Genomic DNA, 17,884 nt, shown 5'->3' with positions numbered 1-17,884 from the left:
GCGTCAGCCGACCTGCTCGACGTGGAGTGTGCCGGCGGGAAGCGGCCTGATCAGAGACTTCGCCGAGACAGATGGATCGAGCCAGTTGCCCCAGGCGTCCCGTTCGAGGATGACGATCTGCCGGTCGTGGTAAGGCGCGATATCCGGGCCAGGCTCCATCGTCAGCATGGTGAAGGCTTGCCCGACGTCATCCGTCTCGCGCCAGATGCCGGCGATGCAGAAAATTGGTTCGTCCTTCTTGGTGAACAGCCACTTGTCCTTGCGCTTTTTGCCTTTTTCGGTTGGTTCGGTGAACTCGTAGAAACCATCGGCGACGATCAGGCATCGGTTGGAATCGAACTCGCGTCCATCGGAGCGGAAATTATAGACCGGCCGCTTGTTCTGGCCAGGCCAACTCCATCGGCGCTGGACGAGGTCCGCCTCGTCGCGCGTTCCCTCGATTGTGCGGATGATCGGCGCCATATCTGTGATCTTGATGTCTTCGCGTGCCTCAACGTTCGGTGCACCTTCACCAAAGCGGATCTTGATCTTGAGATGGGCGAAATCCTCCACAATCGACGCCACGTCCACCATCAGCCGATAATCATTGCACATGCTTTCCTCGCAGTTCTTGTTGTGAAGCGTGGTTCTTGCTATGTTCTACATATGATGAACGCGAAGGTTTTCCAGTCCGACGCCCCGCTCGACGAGCGCCGCGTCATCATAAGACGGCATGACGGCCATGTGGAGATGGTGGAGCTGCCCTGGGGGTTGCGTCGGCTCGATGGCGGCCCACGCGCGGCCAATGTCGTCCGCTCTGAAGGAAGGACGTTTCCAACCCACCACCGCTGTCTGGTGCCGGCATCCGAGTTTCGCCATCGCAGTGGGGCGAGGAACTTCTGTTTCTCGTTCAAGAACGGTGACTGGTTCTATTTCGCGGGTATCTGGCGGCAGGCGTCCCATGGCTGGCCGGAGGCCTATGCCGTCCTGACGATCGAGGCGAATGTCGACATCGCACCCTACCATGACCGGCAGATGGCGGTGCTGACGCGCGATCGGCGGATGGACTGGCTCGATGGGGTCGTACCGGAAGATGAAATCCTGCGGCCACTCCCGGCAGGTACATTCCGCGTCAAGCCTCTTTCGAACGCTTCGTTCCAGTCAAGATTGGCGGTCTAAAGCGCGAGCCGCAACTGCGGCCCCTTATCACCTGCGTTGCGCCAGTGAGGACAGCAACACTTCGGGCGGGGGGCCATGACCGTCCGGCCGCTTGATCCGCGACGTTTTGTCGGCGGGGTGCCCTCATGCGCGGGGATCGAGAAGAAATTTGCAGACACTACGACGATCCCGACTTGTCCCCGCAATTCACACCAAGGAGTAGCGAGCGCACGCAGCGCTCCAAAAAAGTCTGCCAGCCGCTATTGGGCTGATTCTTCTGAGTATTCTTCCGATTCCTAATGTTCAGGATAATATTCCCATCCCTCCGGTTGCTTGACTCTTTTGTTGGGGCGGAACAGAAAGAGAACATCTGCATTCTGTCTGACATGATGTCGGCCGACAACGCGACCTTGAAGGGAGCCGTGAACGATGACTGCTGCCCGCGAAAGGGTGATTTCCGATCTGCGCGAGCGCATTGCCTCGCTGGAGGGCGTGTCAGCCAGAAAGGCTGGCTGTCTGTCCTTTGGGGTGCCGGAAATCGATGCGGTCCTGCCGGGAGGTGGCCTGGCCTATGGCGCCCTGCATGAATTTGCCGGCGGCGGCTCGGGCACGGTGGATGGCGCGGCAGCAGCGCTCTGTGCCGCAGGGATCGCGGCCCGCACCAAAGGCCCGATCGTCTGGTGCCTGACGCGGCCAGACCTGTTCTTTCCCGGGCTCGCCCAGGTCGGTCTCCATCCCGACCGGGTGGTCTTTGTCGAGTCCGACAAGGAGGAAGACGTTCTGGCAAACATGGAGGAAGGGCTGTCCTTTGGCGGGCTCGGCGCCGTCGTCGGTGAACTCGTTCGCCTGCCGATGGTCAGCTCGCGCCGGCTGCAGCTGGCGGCCGAGCAAACGGGCACGATGGCGCTTGCCGTCCGACGCTGGCGACGGCAGACGGAGGCGAATGATTTCGGGCAGCCGACGGCGTCGGCCACGCGGTGGCGGGTGAGCGTCATGCCGTCGGAGGAATTGCCGGTGCCGGGTGTGGGGAGGGCCCAATGGTTGCTGGAACTGATGCGCGTGAAAGCGGGTGAATGTGCTGAGTTTCTCGTGAGGGCGTGCGATGACAAGGGTCGTCTCGATCTATCTTCCGGATCTGCCGACGGATCGCATTCGTCGCGCCGATCCGTCTATTCCTCCTGAACAGGCAATAGCCGTGATCGCCAGGAGCGGCTCGAAACGCTGGGTGTCGGCCGCCGACGCCGCCGCCCGAAAAGCCGGCGTGCATGTCGGCATGCCGGCGGCGAAAGCACAGGCGCTGTTCCGCGGCCTGATGCTGGTCGATGCGGATCCTGTAAAGGATGCCGCAGCGCTTGAGCGCATTACCCTTTGGGCGCTGACGCTCTATTCGCCGATCGTCGCCGTCGATGGGATCGACGGGATCGTCATGGACACCGAGGGTGCCGATCACCTGCAGGGCGGCGAGCTCGCCATGGTGACCAAGATCGCTAATCAGTTCCTGGCAAAAAAACTCACCGCCCGTGTCGCGATCGCCGACACCTGGGGTGCAGCGCATGCCTGCGCCCGTGCCATCAGCCGCGAGACGGTTATCGTGCCGACCGGTGAGACCGTCCGCGCCGTCGAAAAGCTGTCGATATCGTTGCTGCGCCTTCCGGGGAAAGTCGTCGGCGATCTGCGCACGCTCGGCTTCCAGACGATCGGCGAATTGGCGAACACGCCGCGCGCGCCGCTGACGCTTCGTTTTGGTCCGGAGATTGGCCGGCGGCTCGACCAGATGTTCGGCCGCGCTTCCGAACCGATCGATCCGATCCGCACCGCCGAAACTATCGAGGTCTCCAGAGCCTTCGCCGAGCCGATCGGTGCTGCCGAAACCATCAACAAATATGTCGGCCGGCTGGTCGTACAACTGATCGAGGAGCTGCAAAGGCGTGGCCTTGGTGTTCGGCGCGCCGACCTGATCGTCGAAAAGGTCGACGGCACGCGGCAGGCAATCCGCGCCGGCACGGTGAAGCCGGTGCGCGATGTCGCCTGGCTGACGAAGCTGTTTCGCGATCGCACGGAGAAGATCGAGCCCGGTTTCGGGATCGAGAAGCTCACCTTGGTTGCGGTCATAGTCGAGCCCCTGGAGGAGCGCCAGAAATCCTCCTCGCTGGTCGAGGGCGAGGTCACTGATGTCACGCCGCTGATCGATATCTACGGCAATCGCGGACAGCGTGTGTATCGGGTGGCGCCGGTTGCCTCCGATGTGCCGGAGCGCTCGGTCCAGCGCATCAGCGCCGCGGCCGACCCGATCGAAGTTACCTGGGTCAGCCATTGGCGCCGGCCTGTCCGGCTGCTGGCGCGTCCCGAGCTGATCGAGGCCATCGCCTTACTGCCGGACCGCCCGCCGGTCTCGATCACCTGGCGCGGCAAGCGGCGGAAGGTCAAGCGGGCCGACGGTCCGGAACGGATTTTTGGCGAGTGGTGGCAGCGCGACGCCGAGATGGAGGCGGTGCGGGACTACTTCGTCATCGAAGATGAGGCCGGCGAGCGTCTCTGGGTGTTTCGTTCCGGCGATGGCATCGATCCGGAAACCGGGACCCATCGGTGGTTTATGCACGGGATCTTCGCATGAGTTATGCCGAGCTGCAGGTCACGACACATTTTTCCTTTCTGCGCGGTGCAAGCTCGGCGCAGGAACTGTTCGAGACCGCAAAGGCTCTCGGCATCGAGGCGATTGGCGTCGTCGATCGAAATTCGCTGGCAGGAATTGTCAGGGCACTCGAAGCATCCCGGGCCACGGGGTTGCGTCTTGTCGTCGGTTGCCGGCTCGATCTGGCCGACGGCATGTCGGTACTGGTCTATCCGACCGATCGCGCTGCCTATTCCCGGCTTACCCGTCTGATCACGCTTGGCAAATCGCGTGGCGGCAAGAACAACTGCATCCTGCATTGGGATGATATCATCACATATACTGACGGCATGATCGGCATTCTGGTGCCGGACCTGCCCGATGACGTCTGTGCGATCCAGCTGCGCAAGATGGCCGATCTTTTTGGCGATCGGGCCTATGTGTCTCTCTGCCTCCGGCGTCGGCAGAACGACCAGCTGCGGCTGCATGAGATTTCCAATCTGGCCACGCGGTTCAAGGTGCGGACGGTCGTCACCAATGACGTCCTCTTCCATGAACCAGGCCGCCGGCAGCTGCAGGACATTGTCACCTGCATTCGCACCCGGACGACGATCAACGAGGTCGGCTTCGAGCGCGAGCGGCACGCTGATCGCTATCTGAAGCCGCCGGAAGAAATGGAGCGGTTGTTTCCGCGATACCGGCAAGCGCTCGCAAGGACGATAGAGATCGTCTGCCGTTGCAAGTTCTCGCTGGAGGAACTCACCTACCAATATCCCGAGGAGGCGATCGTGCCGGGCAAGGATGCCCAGTCTTCGCTGGAGCACTATGTCTGGCAATGCGCGCCGGACCGCTATCCCGAAGGCCTGCCGCCTGACGTTCTGAAGACAGTGCGGCACGAGCTCGATCTGATCAAGACGATGAAATACGCCCCGTACTTCCTGACCGTCTTCTCGATCGTTCGCTATGCGCGGTCGCAGGGCATTCTTTGCCAGGGGAGGGGTTCCGCCGCCAACAGCGCTGTCTGCTACATTCTCGGCATCACCAGCATCGATCCCTCGACCAACGATCTTCTGTTCGAACGCTTCGTCTCCCAGGAGCGCGACGAGCCGCCGGATATCGATGTCGATTTCGAGCACGAGCGGCGGGAAGAGGTGATCCAGTGGATCTACCGCACCTATTCCAGAGAAAAGGCAGCGCTCTGCGCCACCGTGACGCGCTACCGGGCGCGTGGTGCGATCCGCGATGTCGGCAAGGCGCTCGGCCTGCCGGAGGACGTGATCAAGGCCTTGTCGTCGGGCATGTGGGCCTGGTCGGAGGAGGTCTGCGATCGCAACGTCCGCGAGCTCAATCTCAATCCAGACGACCGGCGTCTTGTGCTGACCTTGAAGCTGGCGCAGCAATTGATGGGCGCCCCGCGCCATCTTGGCCAGCATCCGGGCGGGTTCGTCCTCACCCATGACCGGCTCGACGACCTCGTGCCGATCGAGCCGGCAACAATGAAGGACCGCCAGATCATCGAATGGGACAAGGACGACGTCGAAGCCCTCAAGTTTATGAAAGTCGATGTCTTGGCTCTCGGCATGCTGACCTGCATGGCGAAAGCGTTCAAGCTCATCGAAGAACATAATGGTCGAAAACTTGATCTCGCTGTCGAACAAGAAGATCAGGCAACCTATGCGATGATCCGCAAGGCCGATACGCTCGGTACCTTCCAGATCGAAAGCCGCGCGCAGATGGCGATGCTGCCGCGCCTGAAACCGCGCACATTTTATGATCTTGTCGTCCAGGTGGCGATCGTCCGGCCAGGTCCGATCCAGGGGGATATGGTGCATCCCTATCTTCGCCGGCGCGAAGGCAAGGAGGCGGTCGAATATCCGACGCCCGAGCTTGAGGCGGTGCTCGGCAAGACGCTCGGCGTGCCGCTGTTTCAAGAGTCGGCGATGCGGGTCGCGATGGTCTGCGCCGGCTTTACCGGCGGCGAGGCCGACCAGCTGCGCAAGTCGATGGCCACTTTCAAGTTCACCGGCGGCGTCTCGCGGTTCAAGGACAAACTCGTATCGGGAATGGTGAGGAACGGCTATACGCCGGAATTCGCCGAAAAGACGTTCTCCCAGCTCGAAGGCTTTGGCTCCTATGGTTTTCCGGAGAGCCATGCGGCGTCGTTCGCGTTGATCGCCTATGCGTCGAGCTATATCAAATGCCATTATCCGGAAGCCTTCTGTGCGGCGCTCATCAATTCGCAGCCGATGGGTTTTTACGCGCCGGCGCAGATCGTCGGCGACGCAAGGGCCCACGGCGTCGAGGTGCGGCCGGTCTGCATCAATCGGTCCCGATGGGATTGCACGCTGGAGCGGATCGGCAATTCTGGCCGCCACGCTGTACGGCTCGGTTTCCGGCAGGTGAAAGGACTGGCGGTCGCTGACGCCGCGCGCATCGTCGCAGCACGCATGAGCAATGCCTTTGCCTCGGTTGACGACATGTGGCGACGATCCGGCGTGCCATCGGAGGCGCTCGTCCAGCTTGCCAAGGCCGATGCCTTTCTGCCGTCGCTGAAGCTTGAACGCCGCGACGCGCTCTGGGCGATCAAGGCGCTGCGCGATGAACCCTTGCCGCTGTTTGCCGCCGCGGCCGAACGGGAGATGGCTGCAATCGCCGAACAGCAGGAGCCGGAGGTGGCACTTCGGCAGATGACGGACGGGCATAACGTCATCGAGGACTACAGCCATACCGGGCTGACATTGCGGCAGCATCCGATCGCCTTCCTGCGCAAGGATTTATCAGTGCGCAACATCATCACATGTGCAGAGGCGATGAATTCGAGGGACGGGCGCTGGGTCTATACCGCCGGTCTTGTGCTGGTGCGGCAAAAACCCGGATCGGCCAAGGGCGTCATGTTCATCACCATCGAGGACGAAACCGGGCCTGCCAACCTAGTCGTCTGGCCGACGCTGTTTGAAAAGCGCCGGCGGGTCGTTCTCGGTTCGTCGATGATGGCGATCAATGGCCGGATTCAGCGGGAAGGGGAGGTCGTGCATCTTGTCGCCCAGCAGCTGTTTGATCTGTCAGGTGACCTTGTGGGCCTCGCGGATCGCGATGAGGAGTTCAAGCTGCCGGCCGGCCGTGGTGATGAGTTTGCGCGGGGAGGTGGACCCGATCCGCGGGACACGCCGAAGCCACTTGTCGCCGCGCGCGACATGTTCGTGCCTGACCTTCATATCGATACGTTGAAGGTGAAGAGCAGGAATTTTCATTGATATTCAATTTAAGAGCTGGTCTTTGGTTCAAATCGGGCTTCGGCGATAGAGCTAGGATCCCATCTTGCGGCATCCTCTCGATGGTTATACTGTTTTTGAAAAACAGTATAACACCAGAGTCGAGCCTATGAAGTCCATCGACCTCATGTACCAGACGATGCTCGCCGAGTTGGGCCAGCGCTCGCTCGATGCCGCCTGGACGGCCGACTTCCCTCCGGAAGGCCGGTTCACCCCGGCGAACATCAAGGGGCGCAAGTACTGGTACTTCGACATACCCGACGGACAGGGCGGTACGAAACGTCGCTATGTCGGCTCTGCCGACGATCCGGATATCGCGCAGCGCGTAGCCGATCACAAGCGGGACAAGGACGATCTCCGCGCTCGCAGGCGTTTGGTCAACACTTTGACCCGCGAAGGCGGGATGATCGCTCCTGACGCCACGTCGGGCGACATCGTCGAGGCCCTCGCCGACGGTGGCCTCTTTCGGCTCCGGGGCGTTCTCATCGGCACAGTGGCCTTTCAATGCTACTCAGGACTGCTGGGTGTGCGCCTTCCCATGGCTGCGATCCTGACCGGCGATGCGGATATCGCCCAGGATTATGCCATCAGCCGGGAGGTTGAAGACAGCCTGCCTCCGATCGTCGAGCTGCTACAGGGCGTCGACGCCAGCTTCCGGCCGGTTCCCCATCGATCGGGATCTGCGGCCTCGTCGGCGTTCCAAAATGCTGACGGCTACCGGGTCGAATTCCTGACGTCGAACCGTGGTTCGGATGACTACATCGACCAGCCAGCAACGATGCCTGCCCTTGGTGGCGCCAGCGCGGATCCACTACGCTTTCTCGACTTCCTCATCAGGGAACCCGTCAGGACAATGCTGCTCCACCGGAGCGGTGTCCCGGTCGTTGTCCCGGATCCGTCCCGGTACGCGATCCACAAGCTCATCGTCGCCAGCCGCCGGCACCTTGACGGGCAGGGGGCAGCGAAGCGGGAGAAGGACGTCCGCCAAGCTGCGCTGCTTTTTGAGGCCCTGCTGCAGATGAGGCGGTCCGCCGACCTGGCGCTCGTCTACAACGAAGCGTGGGAACGCGGGCCTGCATGGCAGGAAGGCATTCGAGCCGGGGCTGGGATGCTGCCGGCACAAGACGCCGAGCGGCTTAAGACCGTCCTGATCGAGGGGGCAAAAAAAAACCGCGAAGAAATCGAACTTCCGTTTGGAGAATAGGTTGTCTTTCGCCTTGAAAGCCAAGCGGTTTATTTGACGTCGCGGACAAACGAAGTGCCGGGAGCCCGGGCGTCAACAGAAGCCGTTGAGCTTGAGGATCTTATGAGCTTCTATGGTCGCCCGGAGCTCGTCTTCTGAATTGCGATCGCCTTTGTTGGCATCGGGGTGATGCATCTTGAGTTTCTCCTTGTAGCGCCTCCTGATCTCTTCAGGTGTCGCGTCGGGTGAAATGCCGAGCGTCTCGAATGCTTTTGCTTCAAGAGCCTTGAGCCTGCGAACCCGTTTCGCAGCGCTTGCCGCTTGCCGCTCGGCTGCACTCTTTCGCGCATTGATCGCTTTTGCTGAGCCTGATCGGGCCGTGGATGGGAGAGGGGGGTTCTGTAACTCGATTGATCTTTAAGCCAATGGTTGCCCGAAGACCGCTGGCGGCCTCCCGCTGATAACGGGCGGTCACGGGGTCGGACAGGCTCGATGAGAAGTTGTAACCCTTGGTATATGCCGCCAAATGCGTGGGACAGAATAGCAGAAATAGCCCTTCTGCTTCACGCCCCACCGGCGCACGGTGCGTGCCGCTCTTTTCGCATCCGTCCCATTGGCACTTTGGCCCATCTGGTTCCTGATGTTTGGGCTGGCTTTTGCGGATTGGCTGCAGGCTCACAAAAATCTTTGAGTCAGAGGTCATGGGAGTTGTAGGGACGCGCAAAACGCACGCCCGCGCCGCCGCCATTCTCCGGAATAAGTTCAATTCCGGCCTCCGTGAACGCGGTGGCTATGCTCGCTAAATTGTTCGGGATCGGCATGTGCGCGCCTCTTTCGAAATCAGCTATGGTTTGACGCGAAACGTTTGCGGCCTCGGCGAGTTCGGTTTGGCTCCACCCAAGCATAGCGCGGGCACCTCGGCACTGTTCAACGGTCAGCAAGATGACCTCCGGTGCAAACAAATTGTTTGACTTCTATCATTTTGTTGTCATGCTCTCATTCTCATAGCCTCGCTGATCGGCCTCGGGAAACCTAATCAGTGCGAACCGCAATCCCGCTTTATCAAGCTTGGATCATGGCTGATTCTGAGAATAGCAGAACTTTGTCAGCAATCACCCGCCGAAAATTACCGTGGGCAGAACTAGGGGCGATACTCACGGACCTCGTTTTGATCGGAGGCGGCCCCAATGGCCTCTTCCGGGAATAGGGATGTCTCCCCCGAGACCACGCGCAGAAATTTCCTTGCACGCGCTGCGGCTTCGATCGCAGCCGCGCCCGCCCCGGCAGGTGCAATGGTGCGGACGGAGAGGTCGGAGCAAGACGATCCGGTGGTGTCACTTTGGAGGGATTGGCTAGTTGCCCACAGGCTCTGCGGGGAAGCCTGCCGCCGGCAGCAAAAGCTTGAAACGGAGTTGCTTCGAGAGCTCGGTAGTTTCCCCCGCACCAAAATCCCGCTCTCCGAAGACTGTGGTTTCATCTGGGCCTATTGCGGTCGGGAGATCGACCGTCTTTTGCCGAACGCTGATCAGGATGAAATGCGGCGGCAAGCAAGGACCGCATTGGCGGCCCGCCGGCGCGAATGGAAGACGGCGGACAAGCGGGTCGGATATACCAGGGCGAAAAAAGCCGAGGAGGAAATCGCAGATATCGAGGAGGCGTTGGCAAAGGAATTGTGGAGCGCGGCTCCTCGATCTGTCGCCGGCGTCGCGGTGAAGCTGCATTCTCTCCTGGAGATGGAGGATCCACGCTCTGCCCTCCAGGAAGCGCCGTGGCCGGAGCGTCGCACGATCCTGGCCGATCTTGTGCGGATTTGCGCAGGCCCGAATGCGATATGAGTAATACCACCTCCCGGCCAGTATATGCACATGGAGTGGCCGATCATCAGCATCCGGATCATCAGCTCGAGGTCAACCGAGGAACGGCCGGTAGCGCTGTGTGATCCAGGCCGCACCTGGGACCAAAGCCCTAACCCAGGAACGAGCCCTGACCACTTGCGTTCATCAAAAAAGCAGAACCCATGGAGCACGTTATGGACCATGATCTCTGGGATGAGCCGATTGAGATCGCTATTGGCCCGGGCGATCACTTCAAGAGCATCGGCGGCAGCAGAGACGCCTTGGCATACTTGATGACCTGCTGGCCCCAGAAAGGAGGAGACTCCTTTGCTTTAGCCAAGCGCGCCTGCATGGAAGCTGCCGAAGGCCGAGGTGATCCGTCCGCGGCTGCGTCAGCGTTCAGAGTGGCCGCGAACGATGCTGGCATTCTTCGCTGAACGTCCGCAGGCCGTCGCCGCACGAGCGGGTCGAAGGCCCGTATCGGTGCAAGCGTGATGGTCGCATCATGTTCGCGGCCTCTTGGAATAAGACGCAGGTGTCCGGCGTCGTGCCGGATGCTCCGTCTCAGAATGCCTTATGCGTTAGGGCAGGGCGACCAAGACCTCAATCTCGACAAGCCATTCAGGAATGGCAAGCGCTTCGACGCCGATCCAGGTGCTCGCGCAAAGTGGCCATTTTTCACTGAATATGTTCGCACCCGCCCCGAAGATCGCTGGAATGAGATCGGGAGTGTGCCGGACAACATAGATCTTCATCTGCAGGATGTCTTGAGGAGCCGCCTTCAAGGCAGTGAGGGCGTTGAGGATGTTGCCAAAGCATTGTCTCGCCTGGCCTGCGTGATCGTTTCTACCGACGAGTTGACCTGCCCTGTCGACGGCGACCTGGCCAGAGATGGCGGCAAGCCGCGCGCCAGGCGGGGTTACGGCAATTTGTGCAATCAGGTGCGAGAAGGCATCGGTGAGGGTGGAAGGGTTTAGGATTTCCATCGATGCTCTCCCTTATTCCTGATCGATCGCCGCGACATAACCGTCGGGCCTGACCAACAGCGCCCGAACGGCCCGAAGGGCCGCGTGATCGGAGGGAACTGCCGCCAGGGATTGGACGCTGCTGGATCGCAACCATTCCGGGCCGGAAGCCGATGCCCCTGGCTTGAAGGAAAGGTGAAGCCAACGTCCTTCGACCAGCAGGCTGTAGAGCGACATCGATAGGCCGTCCTTGCCGACCAGTTCTATATCGGGAACGCGTACCCCTGCCGCGAAACGTCCGGCAGCAACGGCCGCCTTCGCATCAGCGCCATAGGCGACGTCAAAGCCGGAAAGCTCACCGGCAAGACGATGATTGACCGCCGGGATTTTCAGGAGCTCGTTCAGCGTCTCGCGCAAGGCAAGGGTCGCCGGATCGGACCGGGTGACGAGCCCGACCTGCGCCAGGGTATTGGTGTAGAGGATTTGTCCTATTGGACGGCGTTCCTCATCATAGGTGTCAAGCAGTTTGTCAGGCGCCTCGCCCTTCACGACCGCGGCCAGTTTCCAGCCGAGGTTCAAGGCGTCCTGCAGTCCGACATTCATGCCCTGTCCGCCCATGGGAGCATGGATATGAGCGGCATCGCCGGCGAGGAGGACGCGGCCCCTTCGATAAGTTCCGGCAAGGCGCGTCTCATCGGCGAAACGCGAAAGCCAGATCGGGTCGCGAGGTTGATAGTCCTCGCCGATAATGCGCGCGGTCGGTCCCGCTACCTCTTCCAGAGTAACCGGTTCGGTGCGCGGCACATGGGTTCGTTGGGGATCGACAAGCACGATGCGATGATGCTTGCCATCACCGAGAGGCGCGATCATCACCGAACCATGTTCATTGGTGACCGACACGACCGGCTTTGCCGGTGGCGAGGCAAAAACCACGTCTGCAAGCAGGAGAGAGTTGCGGGCCTCAACTCCCTCATATGAGATGCTCGCGTGTTCCCGCACGACACTGCGAGCACCATCGGCTCCCGCCACAAAGGAGCCGGAAAACTCTCCGCTGTCGGTAGAGATGTTCACCCGGCTCCCGTCGTCCAGAATTCCGGTTGCTGCCACGCCCCGTACGATGATCACGCCGAGTTCAGTCGCGCGTTCTTCGAGACGCTGCTCGGTCACGGCCTGCGGAATAAACAGCGTGTAAGGAAAGCGGGTGTCGAACAGTGAAAAATCCAGGCGCGTATCGAGGGCTGCGTAGTGACCGGTCGGGATCGGTTTGCCGGTGCTGAGGAATCGATCGGCAAGGCCGCGCAAGGCAAACACTTCCAGCGAACGTCCATGAATGGTGAGCGCACGCGACTGCGCCGTCCGCTCAGTTCGCCGCTCAATAACGGCGACATCCACGCCGGCAAGTTTGAGTTCGCATGCCAGCCACAGTCCCACAGGCCCGGCGCCGACAACAATAACATCGTAGTTCATTTTCATGAGGAGTGCTCCAGTCTAACGTTGTTAGATTTGCCTAACAATGTTAGGGAGTCAATAATAAAACTGGAGGCGGACATGCGCATTGTGAAAACCGAGGTCATCGCGACTGCGTTGAAGCTGCTAGATGAGGTCGGCATGGAGGGGTTGACGATGCGTAAGCTGGCAGACGCCTTGAACATTCAGGCGCCCTCGCTTTACTGGCATTTTGCCAACAAGGACGCCTTGCTCGAGGGAATGGCGGATGCGCTGATGGAGCCGGTTGCCGCAAGCAATCCGGAAAGCGAGGCGTGGGATGCGAGGCTTGGGCGCGTGGCCTCCGAGGTGCGAAACGCCCTGCTGTCGCGCCGCGATGCGGCACGCGTTTTCGCCGGCACCTATCCTTTGTCCGATAACGTGCTGCGTGTCGGCTCGCTTCTGATCGGCTCTCTCAAGCAAGCCGGTGCGGACGATCGCGTGGCTAGCTGGGGCGCGTTTACACTCGTTTATTTCGTGATCGGCTTCGTCATTGAGGAGCAGGCAAATGGGCGCAATACAGAAACCCCAAATCTGGAGGAGATGTCACTCGAATCAACGTTTCCGCTTGCTGCGATTGCAATGACGGAAATCACCACGGCGAATGCCGATCAACGTTTTGCCTTTGGGCTGGATCTGCAGATCGAAGGCTTAAAAGCGGTGCTTCGTCGCTGCTGAGGAGGTAGGAAGCCAATCTTTGTACCACCATCAGAGGCATCAAGATCACAGGCTATCCGCCAGAAATTGACCCACAGACTGGGCTTCCTTGGACAAATTCGTCCGACCTTTAATAAGCGCGATCTCGGACACGGGCTGATCGTCAAACCCATCCGTTGGCCCGAGCTTCCGGTGTTCGGAAAGCACCGCATCGGAAGGCAACAGACTGATCCCGAGACCGGAAGCGACCGCTGCCTGCACACCCATCAGACCCTGGCTAGTATAGGCAATCCGCCAACGGCGACCACTGCGCTCGATCGCACGGATGGCACGATCCCGGTAGATGCAGCCGACGGGAAACACCGCGAGTGGCACCGGATCGGTCACGGCAGAGCGGGTGGCGCTATCCACCCAGATCAGCTCTTCTTTCCAGCTCGCGAGACAGGCCTCGTCTCCCGGCTCGCGCTTGATCAGCGCCAGATCGATCTCGCCCATATCCAGCAGGCGTCGAAGCTCGGTGCTCCATCCGCTGACCGTGTCGAGCCTGATATGTGGAGACGCTGCAGAAAATCCCGACAGCAGATCGATAAGCCGCCGCCCGGCAAAATCTTCCGGCACTCCAAGACGGACCGTGCGCGGCGCCGAAGGCCTCCGCATGACCTCGGCGGCCTCATCCGCCATGGCGAGTATTTTGCGCGCATAGCTCAGCAGCAACTCGCCGGCTTCCGTCGTTTCAACAGTTCCGGTCGATTTGTCCCGTCGCAACAGTGAGGTGCCCAAGTTGACCTCCAGCTTCTTGATCTGCTGGCTCACCGTCGATTGCGTCAGATGAACCCGTTCGGCCGCCTTCGTAAAGCCGCGACAGTCGACGACTGCAGCAAAGGTTTTCAGAAGATCCAGATCGAACCCGAAGCTCATTTGATTTCTCGATGAAGACGATGACGAGATTTAATTTCTCCATCCATGCGGGTTTTGTCAAGCTCGGGGAAATCAAGGAGAAGACACATGACCCTGACTGGACCCAAGCCGACCTGGCTGACCTTTGATTGCTATGGAACCCTGATTCAATGGGACGAAGGGCTGCTTGCAGCAATGGACAAAATACTGTCCGCAAAAGGTGGCGATATCGACCAGAGGGCCTTCATCTCGATCTATGACCACCATGAACACTCGCTGGAGGAGGAGCGTCCGCACCGCTCGTTTGCCGAGGTCAGCGCCCTTGCCCTGGAACGGGCGATGGCCGAATTTAGCCTTCCGTTTGAGGTTGCGGATGCCGAAATCCTGACCTCGTCGATCGGCAAGATGCCGCCGTTTCCGGAGGTCGTGGCAACCCTTGGAAAGTTGAAAGATGCAGGTTTCCGCCTGGCGATCATCTCCAATACTGATGATGCCGTCATCGCTGGAAACGTGGCCCAACTTGGTGGCCACATCGACCGCGTCATCACTGCGGAACAGGCCGGTGCCTACAAGCCATCCAGCCAGATCTTCCATCACGCCTGGAAAAGCCTCGGCATCAGCATGGAGGATCTGGTGCATATCTGCGCCAGCCCGCATCTTGATCTTGCCGCAGCGCGTGAGGTTGGCTTTCGTACTGTCTGGATCGATCGTGGCACGGGCCGCAAACCACTCGCTGACTACCACCCGAATGAAATCGTCCCGGCGCTCGACAAGATACCTGCCATCCTTGCCGCAGTAGGCTGGATGGAGCGATAAGGAGACCAACATGGCGCATGAACTGAATGTTTCGAAGACAAATCCTGCACTTCGGCACAATCTCCCGCTGGATACCGACGAGATATGGCAGGCACGTGTCGATCTTGCCGCTTGCCTTCGTATGGCAGCACGGCTCGGCCTTGAAGAGGGGATCTGCAATCATTTCTCGGCCGTCGTGCCTGGCCATCCCAACCTCTTCATCGTCAACCGACTCGGCTGGGCGTTTCAGGAGGCGACTGCCTCGTCACTGCTGATCTGCGATTTCGAGGGCAATGTGGTTGCCGGGGATGGCGTGCCGGAGGCGACAGCCTTCTATATCCATGCGCGGCTGCACAAGATGGCGCCTCGGGTGGGCGCCGCCTTTCACACTCATATGCCGAATGCAACCGCTCTCAGCATGGTGGAGGGTGAGCCATTGGTCTGGGCAGGCCAGACGGCGCTCAAGTTCTACGGCCGTGTCGCGGTGGATCAGGACTATAACGGCCTCGCCCTGGACGAAAGCGAAGGCGACAGGATCGCCTCCGTCCTTGGCGACAAGGATATCCTGTTCATGAAAAACCATGGTGTGATGGTCTGCGCGCCGAACATCGCCGAAGCCTGGGACGATCTCTACTATCTCGAACGTGCTGCCGAAGTTCAGTTGAAGGCAATGGGTTCAGGCCGCAAACTTCTGCCGGTCGTGCCTGCTGTCGCGGCTGAAGCGGCGCGGCAGATGCGCGAAGCGGACCCGGAAAGTGCCAGGATGCATCTGGAGAGCATCCGGCGGGTCCTCGACCGGCAGGCGCCAGAGTATCGCGATTGATGGAGTAGGAAAAAGGCGAAGCATTTGGCATTCGCCTTTCCCATATTCCGTCCGGGTCAGGAGGTCCCTTTCAGCAGCGGTGAATCACCCAGTGTCACGACCATGTGTTCGATGAAGGCACGAACGCGGTGGGGCAGGGGACCACCACCAACATAGACTGCATGCACCGGTTCAAGATCGCCTGGATTGAAGACTTCGAGCAGTGGAATCAACCGCCCCGCTGCGATGTCGTCGGCCACATGGAACAGGCCTACGCGGGCAACGCCGGCGCCGGCCATCGCCATCTGCTTCATCGTCTCGCCGTTGTTGACGACGATGCTGCCTTTGACCGGTTGTGCGATGTTCCGGTCACGGTCACGAAACGGCCAGGACGGTCTTGCTCGCCGAAAATTGAAGGTCAGGCAGTCGTGCTGCGCGAGGTCCATCGGCGTTTCCGGCGAACCCCGGCGCGCCAGATAGTCAGGTGAAGCACAGACCACGCGCCGGCTTTGTCCCAGCTTGCGGGCGATCAGGCCGCTGTCCGGCAGGTTTCCCATGCGGATAGCTACGTCGGTCTTTTCCGCCACCAGATCGACAATCCCGTCAGTAAAGGAAAGATCGACGATCAGGTCGGGATTTCGCGCGATGAACTCCGGGATGGCCGGTGCAACGAACATCGTGCCGAACGGTATTGTGGTGTTGATCCGCAGCCGTCCACGGACTGCGCCACCTGCTGCTTCCTGGTCCGCCTCGTTCAGTTCCTGCAGAATCCGAAGCGCGGCGTGATGATAGGCCTCGCCTTCTTCTGTCAACGTGAGTGCGCGGGTCGTTCGTACCAGCAGGCGTGTGCCAAGCCTTGCTTCAAGACGGGCGATCAACTTGCTGACCGCTGATGGTGTGATGTCCAGGTTACGGGCGGCGGCGGAGAAGCCGCCATCCTGAACGACGCGGGCAAACACTTCCATTTCGCCGGAACGTTCCATCAGAATGCGCGGCATTGATGATCCTTATTCACAGGTGCATGTCTTCTGCAGGCAATAGTGTGAATTGAGCTTAAATCATAAGTTTCCTCCAGCAACAATCTGGAGACACGGATATGGATCTGCAACTGAACGGGAAGACCGCCCTCGTGACCGGCGCCACCGCGGGCATAGGCCTCGAAATCGCCCGCACGCTTGCCGTAGAAGGCGCGCGTGTCGTCATCACCGGACGCGACCGCACAAAGCTCGATAGCGCGGTCGCCGCCGTCAAGGCATCCGGCGGGCGGAACATTACGGGAGTGCTGGCAGACGCCGCTAGCGTTGAAGGTTCGGCGATCATTGCCAATGCGGAACCATCGATCGATATTCTCGTCAACAATCTCGGCATCTACGAGAGCAAGGCCTTCGGCGACATCACCGACGCGGACTGGAGTCATCTGTTCGACGTCAATGTCATGAGCGGCGTGCGTCTGTCGCGGGCCTATCTGCCAGGCATGCTGGAGCGCAACTGGGGCCGGATCATCTTCATTTCCAGTGAGTCCGGCCTCGCCATCCCTGAGGACATGATCCACTACGCAACGAGCAAGACGGCGCAACTGTCAATCTCGCGCGGATTGGCGCAGCTGACACGCAGCACCAATGTCACGGTCAATTCCGTCCTGCCGGGGCCGACCCGCTCGGAAGGCATCGAGGCTTTCCTGCGCAGCCAGGCAAGCGACCCTTCCGCGCCGATCAAGGAGATCGAGGCCGAATTCTTCGCGACCGCCCGCGCAGCTTCGATCCTCCAGCGCATGGTGGAAGCGGAAGAGGTGGCAAACCTCGTCGCCTATCTCGCCAGCCCCCGTTCATCAGCCACGAACGGCGCTGCTCTGCGTGCCGAAGGCGGCCTAGTCAACACCATCGCCTGAAGGATATCGGCTATGTCGAACACACCACTGACCATCATCGCCATCACCACGGCAAGGCCCGGCAAGGAGGCGGCCCTTCGCGCTGCCCAGGAAAAATTGGTCACGGAGACCTTGGTTGAAGATGGCTGCCTTCGTTACGAACTGCACCAGTCGCTCCATGATGGACGCGTCCGCATCTTCGTCGAAACCTGGGCAAGCGAGGACCAATGGCGTGCCCATATGCAGGGTGCAGCCATGCAGCGGTTTCAGGCGAGCGGCGTGGGCGAGTATTTCGCCGACTTCGCCCTGCACAGGCTGACAAAGGTCGCAGGCTAAGCAGCGCACGCCTTCTCATCATCACATCAAACGTCCCGACTT

General features: G+C 60.4%; 18 protein-coding genes and 1 pseudogene. 12 read left to right on the top strand and 7 right to left on the bottom strand.

Going from position 1 to position 17,884, the window contains the following annotated elements; translation table 11 throughout:
* Positions 1 to 3: 3 nt before the first annotated feature.
* The gene (locus C5J24_RS12450; protein ID WP_105418228.1) at positions 4 to 594 is read right to left on the bottom strand and encodes an SOS response-associated peptidase; all 591 of its coding nucleotides are present in this window, start codon (positions 592 to 594) and stop codon (positions 4 to 6) included.
* Positions 595 to 645: 51 nt separating this feature from the next.
* Here C5J24_RS12450 and C5J24_RS12445 point away from each other — a divergent pair, with 51 nt between their 5' ends.
* The 5 genes from C5J24_RS12445 to C5J24_RS12420 all read left to right on the top strand — a co-directional run bounded on the left by C5J24_RS12445 (position 646) and on the right by C5J24_RS12420 (position 8,224).
* Complete coding sequence (locus tag C5J24_RS12445) at positions 646 to 1,158, top strand: SOS response-associated peptidase family protein (protein WP_172723935.1); 513 nt, start codon at positions 646 to 648, stop codon at positions 1,156 to 1,158.
* Positions 1,159 to 1,566: 408 nt separating this feature from the next.
* Positions 1,567 to 2,319 (top strand): ImuA family protein, encoded by a 753-nt coding sequence (locus C5J24_RS12435; RefSeq protein ID WP_105418226.1) that lies wholly within the window; start codon positions 1,567 to 1,569, stop codon positions 2,317 to 2,319.
* Complete coding sequence (locus tag C5J24_RS12430) at positions 2,240 to 3,751, top strand: DNA polymerase Y family protein (protein WP_172723934.1); 1,512 nt, start codon at positions 2,240 to 2,242, stop codon at positions 3,749 to 3,751. Before C5J24_RS12435 ends, C5J24_RS12430 begins: the two co-directional genes overlap by 80 nt.
* Positions 3,748 to 7,002 carry an error-prone DNA polymerase gene (locus tag C5J24_RS12425; protein ID WP_105418224.1) on the top strand — a complete coding sequence of 1,085 codons (3,255 nt, stop codon included), beginning with the start codon at positions 3,748 to 3,750 and terminating at the stop codon, positions 7,000 to 7,002. The genes C5J24_RS12430 and C5J24_RS12425 overlap by 4 nt, the downstream gene beginning before the upstream one ends.
* A 127-nt stretch (positions 7,003 to 7,129) precedes the next feature.
* Positions 7,130 to 8,224 carry a GSU2403 family nucleotidyltransferase fold protein gene (locus C5J24_RS12420; protein WP_105418222.1) on the top strand — a complete coding sequence of 365 codons (1,095 nt, stop codon included), beginning with the start codon at positions 7,130 to 7,132 and terminating at the stop codon, positions 8,222 to 8,224.
* A 72-nt stretch (positions 8,225 to 8,296) separates the two neighbouring features.
* Here the strand turns inward: C5J24_RS12420 and C5J24_RS12415 are convergent.
* A pseudogene (locus tag C5J24_RS12415) lies at positions 8,297 to 8,906 on the bottom strand (J domain-containing protein).
* Entirely contained in the window at positions 8,896 to 9,141 is a 246-nt protein-coding gene (locus C5J24_RS12410) for a helix-turn-helix transcriptional regulator (RefSeq protein WP_342588861.1), read from the bottom strand. Before C5J24_RS12410 ends, C5J24_RS12415 begins: the two are co-directional and overlap by 11 nt.
* 249 nt (positions 9,142 to 9,390) lie before the next feature.
* Here C5J24_RS12410 and C5J24_RS12405 point away from each other — a divergent pair, with 249 nt between their 5' ends.
* Both C5J24_RS12405 and C5J24_RS12400 read left to right on the top strand, forming a co-directional pair.
* On the top strand, positions 9,391 to 10,038 hold the full coding sequence (locus C5J24_RS12405; RefSeq protein ID WP_105418218.1) for a hypothetical protein: 648 nt from the start codon (positions 9,391 to 9,393) through the stop codon (positions 10,036 to 10,038).
* A gap of 194 nt (positions 10,039 to 10,232) precedes the next feature.
* A complete protein-coding gene (locus C5J24_RS12400; RefSeq protein ID WP_105418422.1) occupies positions 10,233 to 10,475 on the top strand; it encodes a DUF982 domain-containing protein in 243 nt (80 codons plus the stop codon).
* 144 nt (positions 10,476 to 10,619) lie between these two features.
* On the opposite strand, the gene C5J24_RS12395 is transcribed toward C5J24_RS12400, so the two are convergent.
* Positions 10,620 to 11,024 (bottom strand): RidA family protein, encoded by a 405-nt coding sequence (locus tag C5J24_RS12395; protein WP_105418216.1) that lies wholly within the window; start codon positions 11,022 to 11,024, stop codon positions 10,620 to 10,622.
* Between the two features lie 12 nt (positions 11,025 to 11,036).
* Positions 11,037 to 12,476 carry an FAD-dependent oxidoreductase gene (locus tag C5J24_RS12390; RefSeq protein WP_105418214.1) on the bottom strand — a complete coding sequence of 480 codons (1,440 nt, stop codon included), beginning with the start codon at positions 12,474 to 12,476 and terminating at the stop codon, positions 11,037 to 11,039.
* A 75-nt stretch (positions 12,477 to 12,551) separates the two neighbouring features.
* On the opposite strand from C5J24_RS12390, the gene C5J24_RS12385 reads away from it, so the two are divergent.
* Positions 12,552 to 13,166: a TetR/AcrR family transcriptional regulator C-terminal domain-containing protein gene (locus C5J24_RS12385; RefSeq protein WP_105418212.1), complete on the top strand. Its 615-nt coding sequence runs from the start codon at positions 12,552 to 12,554 to the stop codon at positions 13,164 to 13,166.
* Positions 13,167 to 13,211: 45 nt separating this feature from the next.
* Here C5J24_RS12385 and C5J24_RS12380 read toward each other — a convergent pair whose 3' ends face one another.
* Positions 13,212 to 14,063 carry a LysR substrate-binding domain-containing protein gene (locus C5J24_RS12380; RefSeq protein WP_105418210.1) on the bottom strand — a complete coding sequence of 284 codons (852 nt, stop codon included), beginning with the start codon at positions 14,061 to 14,063 and terminating at the stop codon, positions 13,212 to 13,214.
* A gap of 87 nt (positions 14,064 to 14,150) precedes the next feature.
* Between C5J24_RS12380 and C5J24_RS12375 the strand changes: the two genes are divergently transcribed.
* On the top strand, positions 14,151 to 14,858 hold the full coding sequence (locus C5J24_RS12375) for a haloacid dehalogenase type II (RefSeq protein WP_105418208.1): 708 nt from the start codon (positions 14,151 to 14,153) through the stop codon (positions 14,856 to 14,858).
* 10 nt (positions 14,859 to 14,868) lie between these two features.
* A complete protein-coding gene (locus tag C5J24_RS12370; protein ID WP_105418206.1) occupies positions 14,869 to 15,660 on the top strand; it encodes an aldolase in 792 nt (263 codons plus the stop codon).
* Between the two features lie 56 nt (positions 15,661 to 15,716).
* Here C5J24_RS12370 and C5J24_RS12365 read toward each other — a convergent pair whose 3' ends face one another.
* On the bottom strand, positions 15,717 to 16,637 hold the full coding sequence (locus C5J24_RS12365; protein WP_105418204.1) for a LysR substrate-binding domain-containing protein: 921 nt from the start codon (positions 16,635 to 16,637) through the stop codon (positions 15,717 to 15,719).
* A gap of 98 nt (positions 16,638 to 16,735) precedes the next feature.
* Between C5J24_RS12365 and C5J24_RS12360 the strand changes: the two genes are divergently transcribed.
* Positions 16,736 to 17,527: an SDR family NAD(P)-dependent oxidoreductase gene (locus C5J24_RS12360; protein ID WP_105418202.1), complete on the top strand. Its 792-nt coding sequence runs from the start codon at positions 16,736 to 16,738 to the stop codon at positions 17,525 to 17,527.
* A 12-nt stretch (positions 17,528 to 17,539) separates the two neighbouring features.
* Positions 17,540 to 17,842 carry a putative quinol monooxygenase gene (locus tag C5J24_RS12355; RefSeq protein ID WP_105418200.1) on the top strand — a complete coding sequence of 101 codons (303 nt, stop codon included), beginning with the start codon at positions 17,540 to 17,542 and terminating at the stop codon, positions 17,840 to 17,842.
* The last annotated feature ends 42 nt before the right edge of the window (positions 17,843 to 17,884 follow it).

This window comes from Neorhizobium sp. T25_27, from assembly GCF_002968565.1.
Classification (GTDB): domain Bacteria; phylum Pseudomonadota; class Alphaproteobacteria; order Rhizobiales; family Rhizobiaceae; genus Neorhizobium; species Neorhizobium tomejilense.
The sequence above is the reverse complement of the archived record's forward strand: the minus strand, read 5'-3'. Positions and strand labels throughout refer to the sequence as shown.

What these genes read in the sequence shown, in the direction of transcription:
- C5J24_RS12430 (WP_172723934.1), top strand. Translation starts at nt 2,240, where the DNA reads ATGACAAGGGTCGTCTCGATCTATCTTCCGGATCTGCCGACGGATCGC.
- C5J24_RS12385 (WP_105418212.1), top strand. Translation starts at nt 12,552, where the DNA reads ATGCGCATTGTGAAAACCGAGGTCATCGCGACTGCGTTGAAGCTGCTA.
- C5J24_RS12390 (WP_105418214.1), bottom strand. Translation starts at nt 12,476, where the DNA reads ATGAAAATGAACTACGATGTTATTGTTGTCGGCGCCGGGCCTGTGGGA.
- C5J24_RS12450 (WP_105418228.1), bottom strand. Translation starts at nt 594, where the DNA reads ATGTGCAATGATTATCGGCTGATGGTGGACGTGGCGTCGATTGTGGAG.
- C5J24_RS12395 (WP_105418216.1), bottom strand. Translation starts at nt 11,024, where the DNA reads ATGGAAATCCTAAACCCTTCCACCCTCACCGATGCCTTCTCGCACCTG.
- C5J24_RS12400 (WP_105418422.1), top strand. Translation starts at nt 10,233, where the DNA reads ATGGACCATGATCTCTGGGATGAGCCGATTGAGATCGCTATTGGCCCG.
- C5J24_RS12435 (WP_105418226.1), top strand. Translation starts at nt 1,567, where the DNA reads ATGACTGCTGCCCGCGAAAGGGTGATTTCCGATCTGCGCGAGCGCATT.
- C5J24_RS12425 (WP_105418224.1), top strand. Translation starts at nt 3,748, where the DNA reads ATGAGTTATGCCGAGCTGCAGGTCACGACACATTTTTCCTTTCTGCGC.
- C5J24_RS12420 (WP_105418222.1), top strand. Translation starts at nt 7,130, where the DNA reads ATGAAGTCCATCGACCTCATGTACCAGACGATGCTCGCCGAGTTGGGC.
- C5J24_RS12370 (WP_105418206.1), top strand. Translation starts at nt 14,869, where the DNA reads ATGGCGCATGAACTGAATGTTTCGAAGACAAATCCTGCACTTCGGCAC.
- C5J24_RS12375 (WP_105418208.1), top strand. Translation starts at nt 14,151, where the DNA reads ATGACCCTGACTGGACCCAAGCCGACCTGGCTGACCTTTGATTGCTAT.
- C5J24_RS12445 (WP_172723935.1), top strand. Translation starts at nt 646, where the DNA reads ATGATGAACGCGAAGGTTTTCCAGTCCGACGCCCCGCTCGACGAGCGC.
- C5J24_RS12380 (WP_105418210.1), bottom strand. Translation starts at nt 14,063, where the DNA reads ATGAGCTTCGGGTTCGATCTGGATCTTCTGAAAACCTTTGCTGCAGTC.
- C5J24_RS12355 (WP_105418200.1), top strand. Translation starts at nt 17,540, where the DNA reads ATGTCGAACACACCACTGACCATCATCGCCATCACCACGGCAAGGCCC.
- C5J24_RS12405 (WP_105418218.1), top strand. Translation starts at nt 9,391, where the DNA reads ATGGCCTCTTCCGGGAATAGGGATGTCTCCCCCGAGACCACGCGCAGA.
- C5J24_RS12365 (WP_105418204.1), bottom strand. Translation starts at nt 16,637, where the DNA reads ATGCCGCGCATTCTGATGGAACGTTCCGGCGAAATGGAAGTGTTTGCC.
- C5J24_RS12360 (WP_105418202.1), top strand. Translation starts at nt 16,736, where the DNA reads ATGGATCTGCAACTGAACGGGAAGACCGCCCTCGTGACCGGCGCCACC.